Consider the following 15,223-nt stretch of genomic DNA (forward strand, 5'->3'; position numbering starts at 1 on the left):
CTCGGCCACATGCTCGGGGGCCACCGCGCCGTCGAAGGGGCAGCCGAACACCACCGACAGGGAAATGCGGGTCTTCAGCCCCGCCTGCCGGGCCTCGTTCTCCAGAACCAGCAGTTCCGTCACGGAGTCCTCGGTACTGCGGTTGAGATTGGCGGTGTTGTGGGCATCGGTCACCGAGACGACCAGTGTCACGCCCTTGGCGCCGGCGGCCAGGGCACGGTCGAGGCCGCGGCGGTTTGGCACCAGCGCGAAGGACGTGATCGGCAGGTCTGCGACGGCACTGGTGACGGCCTCGGCGTCGGCCAGGTTCGGGATCCATTTGGGATGGGTGAAGGAGGTGACCTCGATCTCGGTCAGGCCGGCGGCGGCGAGGCGGCGCACGAGTGCGATCTTCTGGTCGGTCGGCAGGTATTTGGGCTCGTTCTGCAGTCCGTCGCGCGGACCGACCTCGACAATGCGCACCTTCTCGGGGAGGGTCATATTCATGGGCGAAACGCTCCTTGGAGAATGCTGACGAGACCGTCATGGGTGACGTCCCGCGGATTGGGCCGGATCTGTCGCTCGTTTGTCATGCCGTCTCTTGCCAAGGCCGCGATCGCGTCTCGGGGGATGGCTAGATCGTCCAGATGGGCCGGAATGCCGATATCCAGGGACAGCGCCTCGACAGCCACAACGGCGCGTTCCGCACCATCGCGTTGGGAGAGATGTTCGACCTTTTCGCCCATGGCGATCGCGATCTCCCGGTAGCGAGATACCGCGCTGACTAGATTCCACCGCATGACATGTGGCAGCAGCACCGAATTGGCGACGCCGTGCGGAATGTTGAATTGGCCGCCCAGCGGCATGGCGAGGCCGTGCACCATCCCCGTGGCCGCGCTGCCGAAGGCCAGGCCGGCATAGAGGCTGGCGGTCAGCATCTGCTCGCGCGCCGCGAGGTCGGCGCCGTTGTGTACGGCGGTTCTGAGAGATCCGGCAATCATCGCGATCGCGGACAGGGCGAAATGATCCGTCAGGGACTGAGCGAAGCGGGAGACATAGGCCTCGATCGCATGGGTCAGCGCATCCATGCCCGTGGCCGCGGTCACTGCGGCAGGCAGGCCGACGGTCAGTTCCGGGTCGAGGATGGCAACATTTGCAAGCAGATGACGGCTGACGATGCCTTTCTTGGTCTGTTCGGCCTTCAGGCTAAGGACGGCGACATTCGTGACCTCGCTGCCGGTGCCGGCAGTGGTGGGGATCAGGATCTTGGCGACGCCCGGGTTGGGCACCTTTTCGATCCCCAGATAGTCCCGCACCTCTCCCGGATTATTCACCATTGCCGCCGCGCATTTGGCGACGTCGAGGGCGCTGCCGCCGCCGAGTCCGATGACGAGGTCGCAACCGGAACGCCGCGCGTAATCGGCGCAGGCCGTCACGGTCTCAATGCTCGGATCCGGTTCGACGTCGGTGAATGTCTCGACGGCATAGGCACTCAGCAATTGCTGCACAGTGCCGGCGATGCCGACCCGAACCAGCCCCGGATCGGTCACCAGCAGGATTTTCGTCCCGCGCAGCCTGTCCACTTCCGCGGCCAGAGCCGCGATCTGGCCGCGGCCATGTACGATGCGTTCGATGGCACCGAAGGCTGTGGCACTCGCCATACTCATGATCGTTCCTACTGCTGAGTTGTCAGATGATGCCCAGATTGCGCAGGCTGGCGATGGCCTCGGGCTCGAGCCCCAGGTCGCCGGCAAGGACTTGGTCGGTGTGCTCGCCGAGGGTCGGGCCGACCCAGCGGATCGCCCCCGGCGTTTCCGACAGGCGCGGCACGACACCCTGCATGGTGAGTGCGCCGTATTCCGGGGTGTCGATCTCGACGAGCGCACCACGCTCCCGGAAATGCGCGTTCTGGGACAGTTCGGAGGCGTCGGCCACCGGGCCGGCGGGGACGCCATTCTCTTCGAGCAGGACAAGAAGGTCGGCCAGCGGTCTGGTCCGGGTCCAGCCGGCCACGATGCCGTCCAGTTCCTGTTGTCGCTCGCCGCGCGCACGGTGGGTGGCGAACCGAGGGTCCTCGCTGAGTTGCGGTTGGCCCATGACCGCTGCCAGCCGGCGAAAGATCGCATCGCCGTTTCCGGCGATCAGGATCCACGCGTCGTCCTGAGTCGGATAGAGATTGGACGGAGCGATCCCGGGCAGGCCGGTCCCCACACGCTGGCGAACTGCGCCGGTTGCCGAATGCTCGGAAACGACGCTCTCCATGACGCCCAGAACGGCATCTGTGATTCCCACATCGACGATTTGACCGCGACCCGTTTCGCGCCGCGCGTTCAGCGCCGACAGGATCCCGATCGTGGTGAACATGCCGGCGAGACTGTCGCCGATCGAAAGGCCGGTACGGGGCGGCGGACGGTCCGGAAAGCCGCCGATAGCGCGCATCCCCGCCATCGCCTCGGCAATGGCGCCAAAGCCGACGCGTCTGGCATATGGCCCCGTCTGCCCGAAGCCGGAAACCCTGGCGATGATCAGCCCCGGGTTCCGCTCTTGCAGGAGCGTCGGAGCCATGCCCCATTTTTCCAAGGTTCCCGGACGAAAATTCTCGACCAGAATATCGGCCTGAGCCATCAATTGCGCGGCGATCTCGGCACCGGCCGGTTTGCGCAGGTCGAGCGTGAGCGAGCGCTTGTTGCGAGCGATGACGGGCCACCAGAGGGACTTGCCCTCATGCTGGACCGCGCCCCACTGGCGCATCGCATCACCGCCGGTCGGTGGTTCGATCTTGATGACGTCGGCGCCCTGGTCCGCCAACAACTGGCCGCAGAACGGCCCGGCGATGAAGGATCCCATTTCGACGACCTTCAGGCCGGCGAGGGAGCCGGACCGCGCGGACCCAGTCATGCCTGTCCTCCGCCGACCACGACCAGTCCACCATTGTGGCGGGCGACGCCCATCAGCGCCTCCAGGTGACGGGCCTGCGCACTTTCGGCATGCAGCGAAACGGCGCTCGCCGCGGCCTCGACATCGCCCCGGCGGACGAGATCCAGAATCCTGCAGTGTTCCGTCACGGTGCGTTCGCGACCGATCTCGGTGCGGATCTCCAGCCAGCGTGCCCGGCCGAGACGAGTCATGACATCCTCGATCGCGCGCACGAAGAAGCCGTTACCGGACAGGCGCGCCAGTTCGACATGAAAGTCGCGGCCCGCGCGATGCCACTCGTCGAACGACATGTCAATGTCGATGGATACAACCATTTCCTCGATCGCATCGATCTCGGAAGGACTCGCCCGCTTGCAGGCAAGTGCAACGGCTTCCCGTTCGACGGCACCACGAAATTCCGACGCGAGTTCGATTTCCTGGAATGAGAGAGGCATCACGGCCCAGCCGCGGTCGTCGCGTTGCACGAGGCCGTCGACCTCAAGTCGGGCCAGCGCGGCACGGATCGGCGTTCGCGAGCCGCTGTAACGGGTTTCGAGTACGCGTTCGCTGAACCGCTCCCCAGGGGGGAAGGTGAGCGACATGATATCATTGCGAATCTGCTCGTAGAGCTGATGCATTTGGGACAAGCAATAAACCCCGATCCAAACTGGAATACCGACTGGTATACCACACATGACGGACCGGTCAAACCCTATGCCATGGCGTTGAGTCGTTGGTAGGAGCGTATCACCTGACTGTCGTCTGCGGCGCCATCGCCTGCGCCAGAAGCCGCCAGGAACAACTGATGGGCAAGGGCGGCAAGCGGGACGGCAGCCTTCGCGTCGCGACCGGCCTCCATGACGATTCCAAGATCCTTGACGAAAATGTCGACCGTACTGGTGATGTTGGGATCCGCTTCGAGCAGGCGTGGTCCCCGATCGCGCAACATCCAGCTGGACGCGGCCGATCCGCCGACGATCTCCAGCAGGACGTTCCTGTCAAGACCGACTTTCCCACCGAGCGCCATCGCCTCGGCGGCCGCCGCAAGATGCACGCCGCACAGTAACTGGTTGATCGACTTCACCACCGCCCCCTGACCGGGCTTCTCGCCGACATGGTAGAGCTTCGACCCCATCACGGTCAGTGCCGGCCGCAGCGCGGCGAAGAGTTCGGCGGAACAAGCCGCCATCATTGTCAAGGTTGCGCTCTGCGCGCCCGCGACGCCACCTGAGACAGGGCAGTCGACGAAGGCGTGCCCGGTGACGCCGACCCGTTCCGCAAGGGTTTCGACCGCGCCGGGGGGGCAGGTCGACATCAGGCAGACGGTGCCGCCCGGCGCAAGCGCTTCGAGGGCTCCGCCCTCGAACAAGATTTCGGCGGCTTGATCGGCGTTGACGACCATCAAGAACAGCGCATCCACGCCCGAACAGGCGGCGCCGATGCCGTCGCAAGCGCTGCCGCCATGGTCAACCAGCGCATCCATGGCCGCCTGGCGCATGTCGTGGCCACGCACCGCGTAGCCGGCCTTGGCGAGATTGATGGCCATGGGCAGCCCCATGGAACCCAAGCCGATGAATGCGATCTCACGCAACGGTAAATCCACTTCCGGTCATCAGTAGAGAGTGAATGCGGGGATGTAGGAAACCAACGCCAACACTGTCAGCGCGACAAGGTAGAAGGGCCAGAGTTCACGGGCGACGGCCTGGATAGGAACCCGGGCGATCGCCGCGCCGATGAACAGGGTGGTCCCGATCGGCGGAGTGAACAGGCCGATCGACAGATTGACCGCAACCATGATGCCGAGCTGGATCGGATCGATTCCGATAGCCTGGCCGATGGCGACGAAGGTGGGGCCGAGAAGCAGGATCGCCGCCGGCAGGTCAAGGAACATTCCGACCACGAGCATGATCAGGTTCATCGCGAGGATGATCAGCCAGGGCTCCTTCAGCGTTTCCATCGCCCATGTCGCAACGGTGCTGGGCACACGCTCGGTGATCAGCACATGGGCGACCAGATTGGACGCTGTGATCACCAGCATGACGACGCCGGTGGTGATCACCGTTTCGATGAGGGCCGTCCTGATCCGCGCGATGGTGAGGTCCCGATAGAGCACACTGCTGACGACGAGCGCGTAGGCGACTGCGATGACGCTGACCTCTGTCGGCGTCGCGACGCCGAGGCGCAGCAGCGCGACGATGAAGACGGGCATCAGCAAGGCTGGTGCCGACGCGACGATGATCCGCACGATCGTCGGCCGGCCTTCCTCGGGCAGCAGCCGCGGAAATCCCCGCAGGCGACCGCTGGTGTAGCAGACAATCATCATGCCCGAGGCCAGCATCAGACCTGGCAGGATCGCCGCGACGAACAGCGAGGCGATCGATGTGTTCGATACCGCGGCATAGATGATCAGAGGGATTGAGGGCGGGATCAGCCCTGCGATGACGGAGGAGGATGATGTCACTGCGGCGGCGAAGGCCGGAGGATATCCTTCGCGCTTCTGCCAGGGGATCAGCATCGAGCCGAGTGCCGACGCTTCGGCGACGGCGGAGCCCGAGACGCCGCCGAAGATGGTCGAGCCGACGACGCTGACCTGTCCGAGCCCGCCATGGAAGCGACCGACCAGGGCGGCAGCAAACTCGACCAGCTTGCGGCCGAGCGTGCCGGACATCATCAGCGAGCCTGACAGGATGAAGAACGGAATTGCCAGGAGCGGGAAGCTCTGGGTCGGCTGGAACAGCTTGACGACCGCGATGACGGATGGGACGCCGCCGAGGAATAGCACCGCAGAGCCCGACGCTATGATCAGGGCGTAGCCGACCGGAAAGGAGAGGATTAGGAGGACGGCGAATACCGCCACCATCAAGACGGTCATACGGAAGCCTCCGCACGTTCATCGAGCACCGAACGCGGATCCGTCGCGTGGAGCACCCTTACGAGCGTCACCAGGGAAATGATCGCGATTCCGCCGAAGCCGAAGAACATCGACGAATAGGCGTAGAGTTGCGGAATGCCGGTGACCGGGAACAGCTGATTGCCGGTGATCTGCACGACCGCGATTGAGACATAGGACAGGAAGATAAAGGTGGCCGCGACAAGGATCTGCATGACGGCGAGGAGCATCTTCGCGACCGCAGGCGTCACCGCGTACAAAAGGATCGAGACGGCAATGTGCGCACCACGATGGGCCGCCAGAACGATGCCGCCCATCACCAGCCAGGGAAATAAGATATTCGGAACCTCCGTCGGCCAGCCGAGGCCGCGGGTTGTCAGATAGCGAATGACCACCTCGGCAAGCAGCGCGAGAAAAATCGCGATTATCGAACCGAGCGCGACGGTGGCCGCGGCGACCGCCACGATCCGGTCCACCCAGGCCACGAGGCGCAAGGCGGGAGATCCCGCCTTGCTATGCTGGTCAATGCGGCCCTCAGTCATTAGTTCGCCGCAGCCGCTGCTTCCACGACTTGGTCGACCATCTCGGGATACTTTTCACGCCACTGGTCGTAGACGGCCTGAGTGGCATCGACGAAGGGTTGCTTGTCAACTTCATTGAACGTCACGCCGGCTTCCTCCAGCTTGGCGCGCAGCTCTTTCTCATCGTTCAGCGAGCGTTGCCGGTTGTACTCACCCGCTTCCGTAGCGGCCTCGCGGATTGCCGTCTGATCCTCTTCGGAGAAGCTGTCGAATACGCTCTTGCTGGCCAGAAGCAGCGTTGCCTCGTATTTGTGGCCGGTGAGCGATATGTACTTCTGAACCTCGTGGAGCTTCGAAGACCAGATGTTGATCAGCGGGTTCTCCTGACCATCGACGACACCCTGCTCCAGGGCAATGTAAAGCTCGGAAAAGGCGAGCGGCGTCGGGCTGGCGCCGAGGGCATTGAAGATGTCGACGGTGATCGGGTCCGGCGGCGTCCGGATCTTCAGGCCGGCGAGATCGGCCGGGGCCTCGATAGGCCGGACGTTGTTGCTCGTCTGGCGGATGCCGTTGTCCCAGAAGGCCAGAACGAGCAGGCCCTGCTCTTCCGCGAGGGCCTTCAGGCTATCGCCGAAGGGGCCGTCCACCACCTCCCATGCCTGCGGCAGGTCTTCGAACAGGAAGGGTAGCCCGAGCAGCGAGAACTGCGGGACGATGGCCGACATCGGGCCCTGCGAGTTCGCGCTGAAGGCAAGCGTCCCGAGACGCATGTTCGTCAGGGCCTCGGCATCTTCGGCGAACTGAGCGTTGCCGCCAACATCAATGGTGACGCGGCCCTCGGTCTTCTCCTCCACCAACTCAGCGAACCGTTCAGAAGCGTCCCATTTCGGATTGCCCGGCGCTGCATTGTGAGCGAGCTTGTGCTGCGCGGCAGCGGGTCCGGCGCAGAGCGCCATGACCGCGGCCAACGCCACCAGATACTTTTTCATGTTTTCCTCCCATGAAGTGTTGCGACTGCACTTGCACCGACCCGAAGGTCAGCTATCGAACTGGTATACCGGTTGGGATACACAGTCAAATCCAGCGTTTGATGGCCTCCGCGATGGCGTTTGCCGAGATACCGTAGCGGTCGTGAAGCGTTGGCAACGCTCCTGCGTCGAGGAATTTGTCCGGCAGACCGATCTGGCGGAACGCCGGCGCGACACCGGCTCGAAGAAGGCCGGTCGCCACCGCTTCTCCAAGCCCCCCGATGATCGAATGGTTCTCCGCGACCACCACCAGCCGTCCGGGCCGCCGTGCCTCCCGCACGATGGTGTCCAGATCGAGCGGCTTGATCGTCGCAACATGCAGCACGGCCGCATCGATCTTGTCGGCCCGTAGCATCTTCGCGGCCTCCAGGACCCGCATGGTCAGGATGCCGGTGGAGATGAACAGGACGTCATCGCCGCCATGCAGCAGCTTGGCCTTGCCGAATTCGAACTCGTAGCCGTATTCGTCGAGGACCATCGGCACCTTGCCGCGCAGCAGGCGCATGTAGACCGGGCCCTTGTGGGCGGCGATCGCCGGTACGGCCGTCTCGACATCCCGTGCATCGCAAGGATCGACGATCGCCATGTTCGGCATTGCCCGGAAGATCGCCACGTCGTCCGTCGCCTGATGGCTTGGACCGTAACCGGTTGTCAGACCCGGCAGGGCGCAGCAGATCTTGACGTCGAGCTTCTCTTCCGCGATCGCCATGCAGATGAAATCGTAGGCCCGGCGGGACGCGAAGACCGCATAGGTGGTGGCGAAGGGCATGAAACCTTCGCGCGCCAGCCCGGCCGCCGCGCTCATCAGCAACTGCTCGGCCATCCCCATCTGGTAGAAGCGGTCGGGATAGGCCTCGGCGAAGACATGCAGGTCGGTATATTTGGCGAGATCCGCGGTGAGCCCGACAATATCGGGTCGTTCCGCGGCAAGCGCATTCAACGCATGACCGAAGGGCGCTGATACGGTCGCCTGTCCTTCGGCTGCCAGCGATGCGATCATCGCCGATGTCGTCAGGCGCTTGGCCGGCGCGTTGCCAGCAGGGGCCTGGCTGGTCTGAGTCTTGGCGGTCATTGCGCGCGTCCTTCCTCCAGAGCGTCCAGAGCGAGCTGCCATTCGTCGGGTTCGACGCGAATGAAATGGGCGCTCTCGCGGGCTTCCAGGAACGGCACGCCGCGACCCATCTTGGTGTCGCAGATGATGATCCGGGGCTGCGCGCCCGCATGGGTCCGTGCCGCGTCGAAGGCATCGCGCACGGCTTCCAAGTCGTTGCCGTCGACGCGCAGAACGAACCAGCCGAAAGCGGCGAACTTGTCCGCCAGGGGTTCGAAGCCGAGCATGCGCGTGGAGGGGCCGTCCGCCTGCTGGTTGTTGACGTCAACTATCGCGATCAGATTGTCGAGGCCGTGATGCGGCGCAGACAGCGCCGCCTCCCAGGTTGCGCCTTCGTCGAGTTCACCGTCCGACAGAAGGTTGTAGACGAAGGATCGGGATCGCTTGCGCTTGAGCCCGAGACACATGCCGACGGCAATGCCCAGGCCCTGGCCGAGCGAGCCACCGGTGATCTCCATGCCGGGCGTGTAGAGCGCCATGCCCGACATCGGCAGACGGGAATCGTCGCTGCCATAGGTCTCGAGCTCGTCCTCCGGCACGATCCCGGCCTCGATCAGGGCGGCGTAGAGCGCGATCGCGTAGTGGCCGATCGACAGGAGGAAACGGTCGCGCTCCTCCCAGTCCGGGTCGTCCGCCCGATAGTTGAGCGCATGAAAATAGGCGACGGCGAGAACGTCGGCGATGCCGAGGGCCTGACCGACATAGCCCTGACCCTGTACCTCGCCCATCCGCACCGCATGACGGCGGATGCGATAGGCGCGTTCGGCGAGCGTGACGTTCGACAGTTTGGCAGTGTCTGGGGTCGTCATCTGCGCAGAACTCTCCGAAAGGATGAATGAGCGTCGTGGTCGAGCCGTGCGGCCCGCCGCGGGCGACAGCTAGTGAATGAGCATGCCGCCGTTCACGTCGATGGTTGCGCCGGTGACGTAGGCCGCCAGGTCGGACGCCAGGAACAGGAAGATGCCGGCCACGTCGTCGGCTGTGCCGAGACGATCGAGAGGAATAGTCTTCCGGATCTCGGTTCGCATCTCATCGGTGAGCATGCCGCCGGTGATGTCCGTCTCGATCAGTCCGGGCGTGACGCAATTGACTCGGATGCCGTCCGGTCCGAACTCCCGGGCCATGGCCTTGGCAAGCCCGAGGACGCCGGCCTTGGCGGCGGAATAGTGCGGGCCGCCGAAGATGCCGCCGCCGCGCTGGGCGGAGACCGATGACATGCAGGCGATGGAGCCGCCGCCCGACGACTGCATGTGCGGAATGACGGCCTGACTGAGCAGGAAGACACCGGTCAAGTTGACGTCGGTGATCCGGGACCAGTCGGCAAGATCGATGTCGAGCAGCTTGATCTTCTGGGTGATGCCGGCATTGTTGATCAGGATATCGATACGGCCGCAGGCGGCGACAGCCTCGGCCACCGCCGCCACGCACTCGTCTGCTTTGGTGACATCGCAGCGCAGGCCGAGATGGTGCTCCCCGAGCGATGCGGCGGCCCGTACGGCCGCTTCGCCATCAAGGTCGAGGATGACAATCCGGGCGCCCTCGGCCGCCATGCGACGCGCCGTTGCCAGCCCGATCCCGCGTTCGCTCGCCGCTCCCGATATCATCGCGCATTTGCCGGCCAGAAGCATGAATTCGTTCCCCCTCATCGCCCTCTGCGGGGCGTGTCGCTCCCTTCAGCTTGTCGGCATGTTGGGCGAGGAACAAATGCATTCCGTGGTCGTATACATGAATCCATCTCATGTTATACGAGGAAGGCATCGTGGGAGACGGTTTTCTAGTCCGTCATTCTGGAACCGGTCGCGTAAACTCTCGACCTCTGAAAATTGGTTCGTCTGCAGGGCGCCCATGCACGAACCCGCTCTCGCGGGATTGGCGGCGGCGTTATGGTCGACGGATAGGGGCAGAGGCGTAATCGGCGATTGAACGGGCGCCGCGGTCACCATGAGCATGAGGGGTTCCCCTCGTCTCATGGAGAGATACGATGCCGCATCCTTCCGTCGAACGCCCCGCCAGCGCGCTGCGCCTACGCATGCTGGAGGACATGGCCATGCGCGGCCTGCGCGAGGCCACGCAGCGCGACTACATCCGCTTCGTTCGCGCCTTCGCCGCCTACCTGGGCCGCTCGCCCGACACCGCGAGCGCCGAGGATGTTCGCCGCTTCCAGGTCCACCAAGCTGAGACCGGCGTGCAGGCGCCGACGATCAACGGCTCGGTTTCGGCGCTGCGCTTCCTGTTTACCGTCACGCTCGACCGGCCCGATCTGGTGCGGCGTTTCGTCCTCGCCCGTTATCAGCGCAAGCTGCCGACGGTGCTCAGCGTCGAGGAGGTCGGACGGCTCCTGGAAGCTGCGCCAGGTCCGAAGTATCGCGCCGCGCTCGGCACCGCCTATGGCGCGGGGTTGCGGGTCTCGGAAGTGGCGACTCTGAAGATCGACGACATCGACTCCACTCGCATGCTGATCCGTATCGAGGAGGGGAAGGGTCGCAAGGACCGTAATGCCATGCTCTCGCCCCAGCTTCTCGAACTCCTGCGCCTGTGGTGGCGAGAGGGACGACAGCGCGGGGTGATGCTGCCGCACGGATGGCTGCTTCCCGGACGCAGCCGTCTGGAGCCCATCTCCACCCGCCAGCTCAACCGGGCTGTCCATGAGGCGGCTGAGGCCGCCGGCATCACCAAGCGCGTCAGCCCGCACACGCTGCGCCATTCCTTCGCCACCCATCTCCTCGAGCAAAACGTCGACATCCGCGTCATCCAGGTGTTGCTCGGCCATTCCAAGCTCGACACCACCGCGCTCTACGCTCGTGTCGCCACACGCACGATCCGCGCCGTGACGAGCCCTATCGAACAGCTCAAAATACTGATGGAGGGAGATCGCAGCCTCGAGTGACGGGCGGTGGCACCGCTCATCGAACTCGCTGACATCTTCCATGACCATGGCCCAGCCTTCCGGGCGAGCAGGACCGGCCATCTGAGCTTGGCCGAACTGAAAGTCATGTCGGCGATCGAGCATTGTCGAACCGCAGCCCTCGGCGGCCATGTCGAGGGATGCGACGACTGCGGCCATCTTCGCATCGCCTACAACTCATGCCGCAACCGGCACTGCCCGAGGTGCCAAGGCGCTGCGGCGCGAGATTGGCTGGCCGCGCGCCAGGCCGACCTTTTGCCCGTCGGTTACTTCCACGTCGTCTTCACGCTGCCCGCCGAGATCGCAGCGGTCGCATTCCAGAACAAGAAGGTCGTCTACGACCTCCTGTTCCGGACGGCCGTCGAGACGATAACCAGGATCGCCGCGAACCCGAAGTACCTGGGCGCCAGCATCGGCCTCACCGCCGTGCTCCACACCTGGGGCTCGGCCATGACCCACCATCCCCACGTGCACATGATCGTGCCCGGCGGCGGTCTTTCGCCGGACGGAACGCGATGGATCGCATCGCGTCCCGCCTTCCTCCTGCCGGTCCGGGTGCTCGGCGCCCTGTTCCGGCGCCTGTTCCTCGAAGGGCTGCTCGCCCTCCACGGGGCCGGCAAGCTCGCCTTCCACGGCTCTTTGGCGCACCTTGCCGATCCGCATGGCTTTGCCCGTCATCTCGCGCCGGTGCGACGCAAACGCTGGGTCGTATACGCAAAGCCGCCCTTCGCGGGACCACAGGCCGTCCTCGCCTATCTGTCGCGCTACACCCACCGCGTCGCCATCTCCTCCCGGCGCATCACCACATTCGACGGCAGCAACGGCACCTTCCGCGTCAAGGACTACCGCCAGGATGGCGCCGCCCGCCATCGCACCCTGACGCTGGAGGCCGGCGAATTCATCCGACGCTTCCTTCTCCACGTCCTGCCACGCGGCTTCCACCGCATCCGCCACTACGGCTTCCTCACTGGGCCAAACCGACGATGCAGGATTGAGCGGATCCGCGACCTGATCGGTGAACGGAAGTCGGAGCCGATATCCGGCGCGGCACCGGGCCACGCCGAACCGGAGAAGCCCACACCGCCGGCGCCGCAAGCCTGCCCATGTTGCGGGGGAACGATGCGGCGCCTCCTGATCTTGCCGACAATGGCCCGGGCCAGAGCGCCGCCCTTCGGCGCACGGCAGACCGCAGGACCATCACCGTGATCCGCCGCCATCGATCCCAAAACCCATCCTACCTCGCGCTGTGCCGGCAAGCGACGGGGCTCGTCCGCATCACGACCAGTACGTCGGGGTTGACCGCGTTCGGCCTCAGAGGCCTCGACGCGATCACCGCATTCGACGCCCCGCCAACCCGACTGCACCCGTTCGCCCAGCCTCGAACCCTCCAGCTCGCATCGTCGCGTTGCACTCAATCGGGATCCGGCTCGGCCGGATCAGCAAATTCTCCATAGACGGTCACGACGCAGGCCCGCTCGTTCATGCATGGGCGGTTGTCGGACGCCGGCTCCCCACCCGGCCGCAATCATTGCGCCCGCCGGCATCCGAAAACCTTCACCATCTTGGCCGTAGAGATCGGACTTGCGATTTCCTGAAAGCAGACGTTGCTGCTTACCGCTTCACAGGTCATGAATGTGCCGTAGGCGGACCCGATGAAATCATCTAACCGGTCGACGTGAGAGTTCTGCTCGCGAAATCTCTCGGCTCGCACCAGTTGAGGAACGCGTTTTCGCCTATCGCGCCGATGTCCCGCCGCGCCATCGCCGTCATGTCGCAATTGCGATCGGCACGGCGATGGCGGCTTCCACCGGTGTGAATATGTCGACGGCGGTGCCGGGCGCCCTGATGGTCACCATCAATGCGTAGCGCGTGACCGCGTCGAACCGTTCGAGGTATGGCTTTTCCTTCCACCATCCGCCGACCGGGAAGATGCCGATCGCATCTCGCTCGGCGAGGTCGGCCGCGCTCCCCGACCAGAAATCGCTATGCAGTGAGCCACGATCGCGAAATGTGCCGAGTAGCCATTCCTCTCCGCCACCAGCCGGGGCTCCCTCCTCTTCGTCGCGCGCTGCTTGGTTTATTCGGGCCCTGAACTCGTCGACGGTTTCGGTCGCAGACTTCACGCGGAATCTGAGGCCGTGCGAGGCGTAGCGATGCCGACGCGTCCAGCCGCGCTCCCCGGGGTTGGGTTCGATGTAGTACGACAGCGTCGCGCGGAGCTCCACCTGGGCCGCGCCGAGGGCGGCCAGCTGTTCCTTCGGCCAATGCAAGCGATGCAACTTCATATCGCGCGTTTTCGCAGTCGCGCCGGCCTCTCGGTGAAATGGCTGCAATTCGTCTTCGACGATGAGCGTGAGATCGTTCACCGTCGACAGGAGCGCGCGCCCGAGATCTGGCACGCCGTAGCCGTAGCGCCGCACCAGCGCTTGGATTTGCCCCTTCGCGCCATTGCATGTGTCAATCCGGGCGCGCATCGCTGGTGTCCACTCGGCGGAATGGACGATCAGGGCCCGGACGGTTTCAGGCCACAGTCCGGGGCGCGCCGCCAAGATCTGTCCGGCCATTCGTGCCGCGTGCGCGGTCGCCGCGCTGGTATCGCCGATGGTGGTGAAATGGCGCAGGTCTGGACGGTAGAAGGTCGTTAGAATCTGCAGATCGTCGATCGGCTCGCCCGGCAAGGTTCCGTCATGGCCGAGATTCCCGCCCTCGAACACGACGTCGGGTTTCACAGGCCACTGCCTGTCCCATATGACCGACGTCCGACTGCGTGGGGAGAGTTCGCCGGCCGGCGCTATCGGCGCGTAATCGGCAAATGCGGCGTCGATGATGTCAACCTTCTCCGTGAAAGCGCCGACAGTCAGGGCGTTCCAAGCCTGGGCGGGATCATCCACCGCCTCCAAGTCGTTGCGCGTCAGATGATCGGCCGGCATCAGGTCGTCACCGATGTTGCCGGCCGAGAGGATTATCAGCCGTCGCTGGTCTTCCTCGAAACAGAGTTGGTCGACTGCCGCGGACCATGAGGTCGGCCTTCCGCGCGCCGGGTTTACGCTGGTCACAGCCATGGCAATCGCGCGGCGTCGGTTCGGCGCCTGGATTTCAGCGCGCGCGATCGCTTCACCAGTGATCGCGCCGTAGAGTTCCGGATCGTTCGCATGGTCCGCGGGCGGGAGAATGCGGACGCTTTCCAGCCGAAAGGGCAATGGCACTGGATCTCCACCTGCCAGCACCGGAACCAGGTCGCCGTAGAGGCCAACGCCTGCCATCCGTGTGCCGTGGCCATTCCAGGTCGGCGTATCGTCGCTGCCCCACGCGGGTCGGATCGTGTGCCAGTCCTCGGCGGCGAGCGCAGGTTCGATCAGCGGATGCGTCCGCCTCACGCCGCTGTCGAGGACGCAGACAGCGACGTCGGCCGCTGACGGCGTCACGCGCTCAAGAAGCTCGTCGCTCCAGTCCTGTTGCTCTGCGCCGCCCATGCTCATGAAGAACGAAGGTGTATCTTTGGCCCGTCGCAGCTCCGCGACGACGTCGCTATGCGCAACCAGTCGATCAAGCACTCCGCGCTGGCGAGCGCCAACATGACGATGCGCTCCGGAAAACCTCACCGCATGCGCCCGCACAGTGAGGTTCAGCACCTGGGCAATGCGCTCGAAGTTCTCGCGTCGGCCCTCGCGCAGCCAGACCTCCCACCAGACCTGCTCGTCGGCGGCTTGAGGAAACAGTGTGACGTCATCGGTGAACAGAGATCTCGCCGTCGCCAGACTGAACCGCCCCGGGTTTCCCGGAGACCATTTGGTTTGAGTCCTACGCGGCTATCGGCACGGCCTCAAGCCTGGCGTAGTAGGCGGCTTCCGCCTCGGCGGGCGGGAGGTTGCC

The 15,223-nt window shown here is 64.6% G+C and carries 13 protein-coding genes and 1 pseudogene; 2 read left to right on the plus strand and 12 right to left on the minus strand.

Going from position 1 to position 15,223, the window contains the following annotated elements; translation table 11 throughout:
- The 11 genes and pseudogenes from VQ042_RS21970 to VQ042_RS22020 all read right to left on the minus strand — a co-directional run.
- Positions 1-486 (minus strand): annotated as a pseudogene (locus VQ042_RS21970) (hydroxymethylglutaryl-CoA lyase); the annotation flags it as partial.
- Complete coding sequence (locus VQ042_RS21975; RefSeq protein ID WP_331822435.1) at positions 483-1,646, minus strand: iron-containing alcohol dehydrogenase; 1,164 nt, start codon at positions 1,644-1,646, stop codon at positions 483-485. The pseudogene VQ042_RS21970 and the gene VQ042_RS21975, both read right to left, overlap by 4 nt.
- 22 nt (positions 1,647-1,668) lie before the next feature.
- Positions 1,669-2,877: a CaiB/BaiF CoA transferase family protein gene (locus VQ042_RS21980; protein WP_331822436.1), complete on the minus strand. Its 1,209-nt coding sequence runs from the start codon at positions 2,875-2,877 to the stop codon at positions 1,669-1,671.
- On the minus strand, positions 2,874-3,533 hold the full coding sequence (locus VQ042_RS21985) for a GntR family transcriptional regulator (protein WP_331822437.1): 660 nt from the start codon (positions 3,531-3,533) through the stop codon (positions 2,874-2,876). Before VQ042_RS21985 ends, VQ042_RS21980 begins: the two co-directional genes overlap by 4 nt.
- Before the next feature lie 74 nt (positions 3,534-3,607).
- Positions 3,608-4,498, minus strand: a complete 891-nt coding sequence (locus tag VQ042_RS21990) for an NAD(P)-dependent oxidoreductase (protein ID WP_442880174.1) — start codon at positions 4,496-4,498, stop codon at positions 3,608-3,610.
- 9 nt (positions 4,499-4,507) lie between these two features.
- A complete protein-coding gene (locus tag VQ042_RS21995; RefSeq protein ID WP_331822438.1) occupies positions 4,508-5,767 on the minus strand; it encodes a TRAP transporter large permease in 1,260 nt (419 codons plus the stop codon).
- Complete coding sequence (locus VQ042_RS22000) at positions 5,764-6,270, minus strand: TRAP transporter small permease (RefSeq protein ID WP_331822446.1); 507 nt, start codon at positions 6,268-6,270, stop codon at positions 5,764-5,766. The genes VQ042_RS21995 and VQ042_RS22000 overlap by 4 nt, the downstream gene beginning before the upstream one ends.
- Before the next feature lie 56 nt (positions 6,271-6,326).
- Positions 6,327-7,295, minus strand: a complete 969-nt coding sequence (locus tag VQ042_RS22005; RefSeq protein WP_331822439.1) for a TRAP transporter substrate-binding protein — start codon at positions 7,293-7,295, stop codon at positions 6,327-6,329.
- Positions 7,296-7,380: 85 nt separating this feature from the next.
- Positions 7,381-8,406, minus strand: a complete 1,026-nt coding sequence (locus tag VQ042_RS22010) for a transketolase family protein (protein WP_331822440.1) — start codon at positions 8,404-8,406, stop codon at positions 7,381-7,383.
- Positions 8,403-9,254 (minus strand): transketolase, encoded by an 852-nt coding sequence (locus tag VQ042_RS22015; protein WP_331822441.1) that lies wholly within the window; start codon positions 9,252-9,254, stop codon positions 8,403-8,405. The genes VQ042_RS22010 and VQ042_RS22015 overlap by 4 nt, the downstream gene beginning before the upstream one ends.
- 69 nt (positions 9,255-9,323) lie before the next feature.
- Positions 9,324-10,073: an SDR family NAD(P)-dependent oxidoreductase gene (locus tag VQ042_RS22020; RefSeq protein ID WP_331822447.1), complete on the minus strand. Its 750-nt coding sequence runs from the start codon at positions 10,071-10,073 to the stop codon at positions 9,324-9,326.
- Positions 10,074-10,426: 353 nt separating this feature from the next.
- On the opposite strand from VQ042_RS22020, the gene VQ042_RS22025 reads away from it, so the two are divergent.
- Together VQ042_RS22025 and VQ042_RS22030 are read left to right on the plus strand one after the other, a co-directional pair.
- Positions 10,427-11,332, plus strand: a complete 906-nt coding sequence (locus tag VQ042_RS22025) for a tyrosine-type recombinase/integrase (protein ID WP_331822442.1) — start codon at positions 10,427-10,429, stop codon at positions 11,330-11,332.
- Positions 11,333-11,338: 6 nt separating this feature from the next.
- Complete coding sequence (locus tag VQ042_RS22030) at positions 11,339-12,556, plus strand: IS91 family transposase (protein ID WP_331822443.1); 1,218 nt, start codon at positions 11,339-11,341, stop codon at positions 12,554-12,556.
- 560 nt (positions 12,557-13,116) lie between these two features.
- Here the strand turns inward: VQ042_RS22030 and VQ042_RS22035 are convergent.
- A complete protein-coding gene (locus tag VQ042_RS22035) occupies positions 13,117-14,982 on the minus strand; it encodes a S8 family peptidase (RefSeq protein ID WP_331822444.1) in 1,866 nt (621 codons plus the stop codon).
- Positions 14,983-15,223 lie beyond the last annotated feature (241 nt).

The sequence above is a fragment of the Aurantimonas sp. A2-1-M11 genome (genome assembly GCF_036549475.1).
Taxonomy (GTDB): domain Bacteria; phylum Pseudomonadota; class Alphaproteobacteria; order Rhizobiales; family Rhizobiaceae; genus Aurantimonas.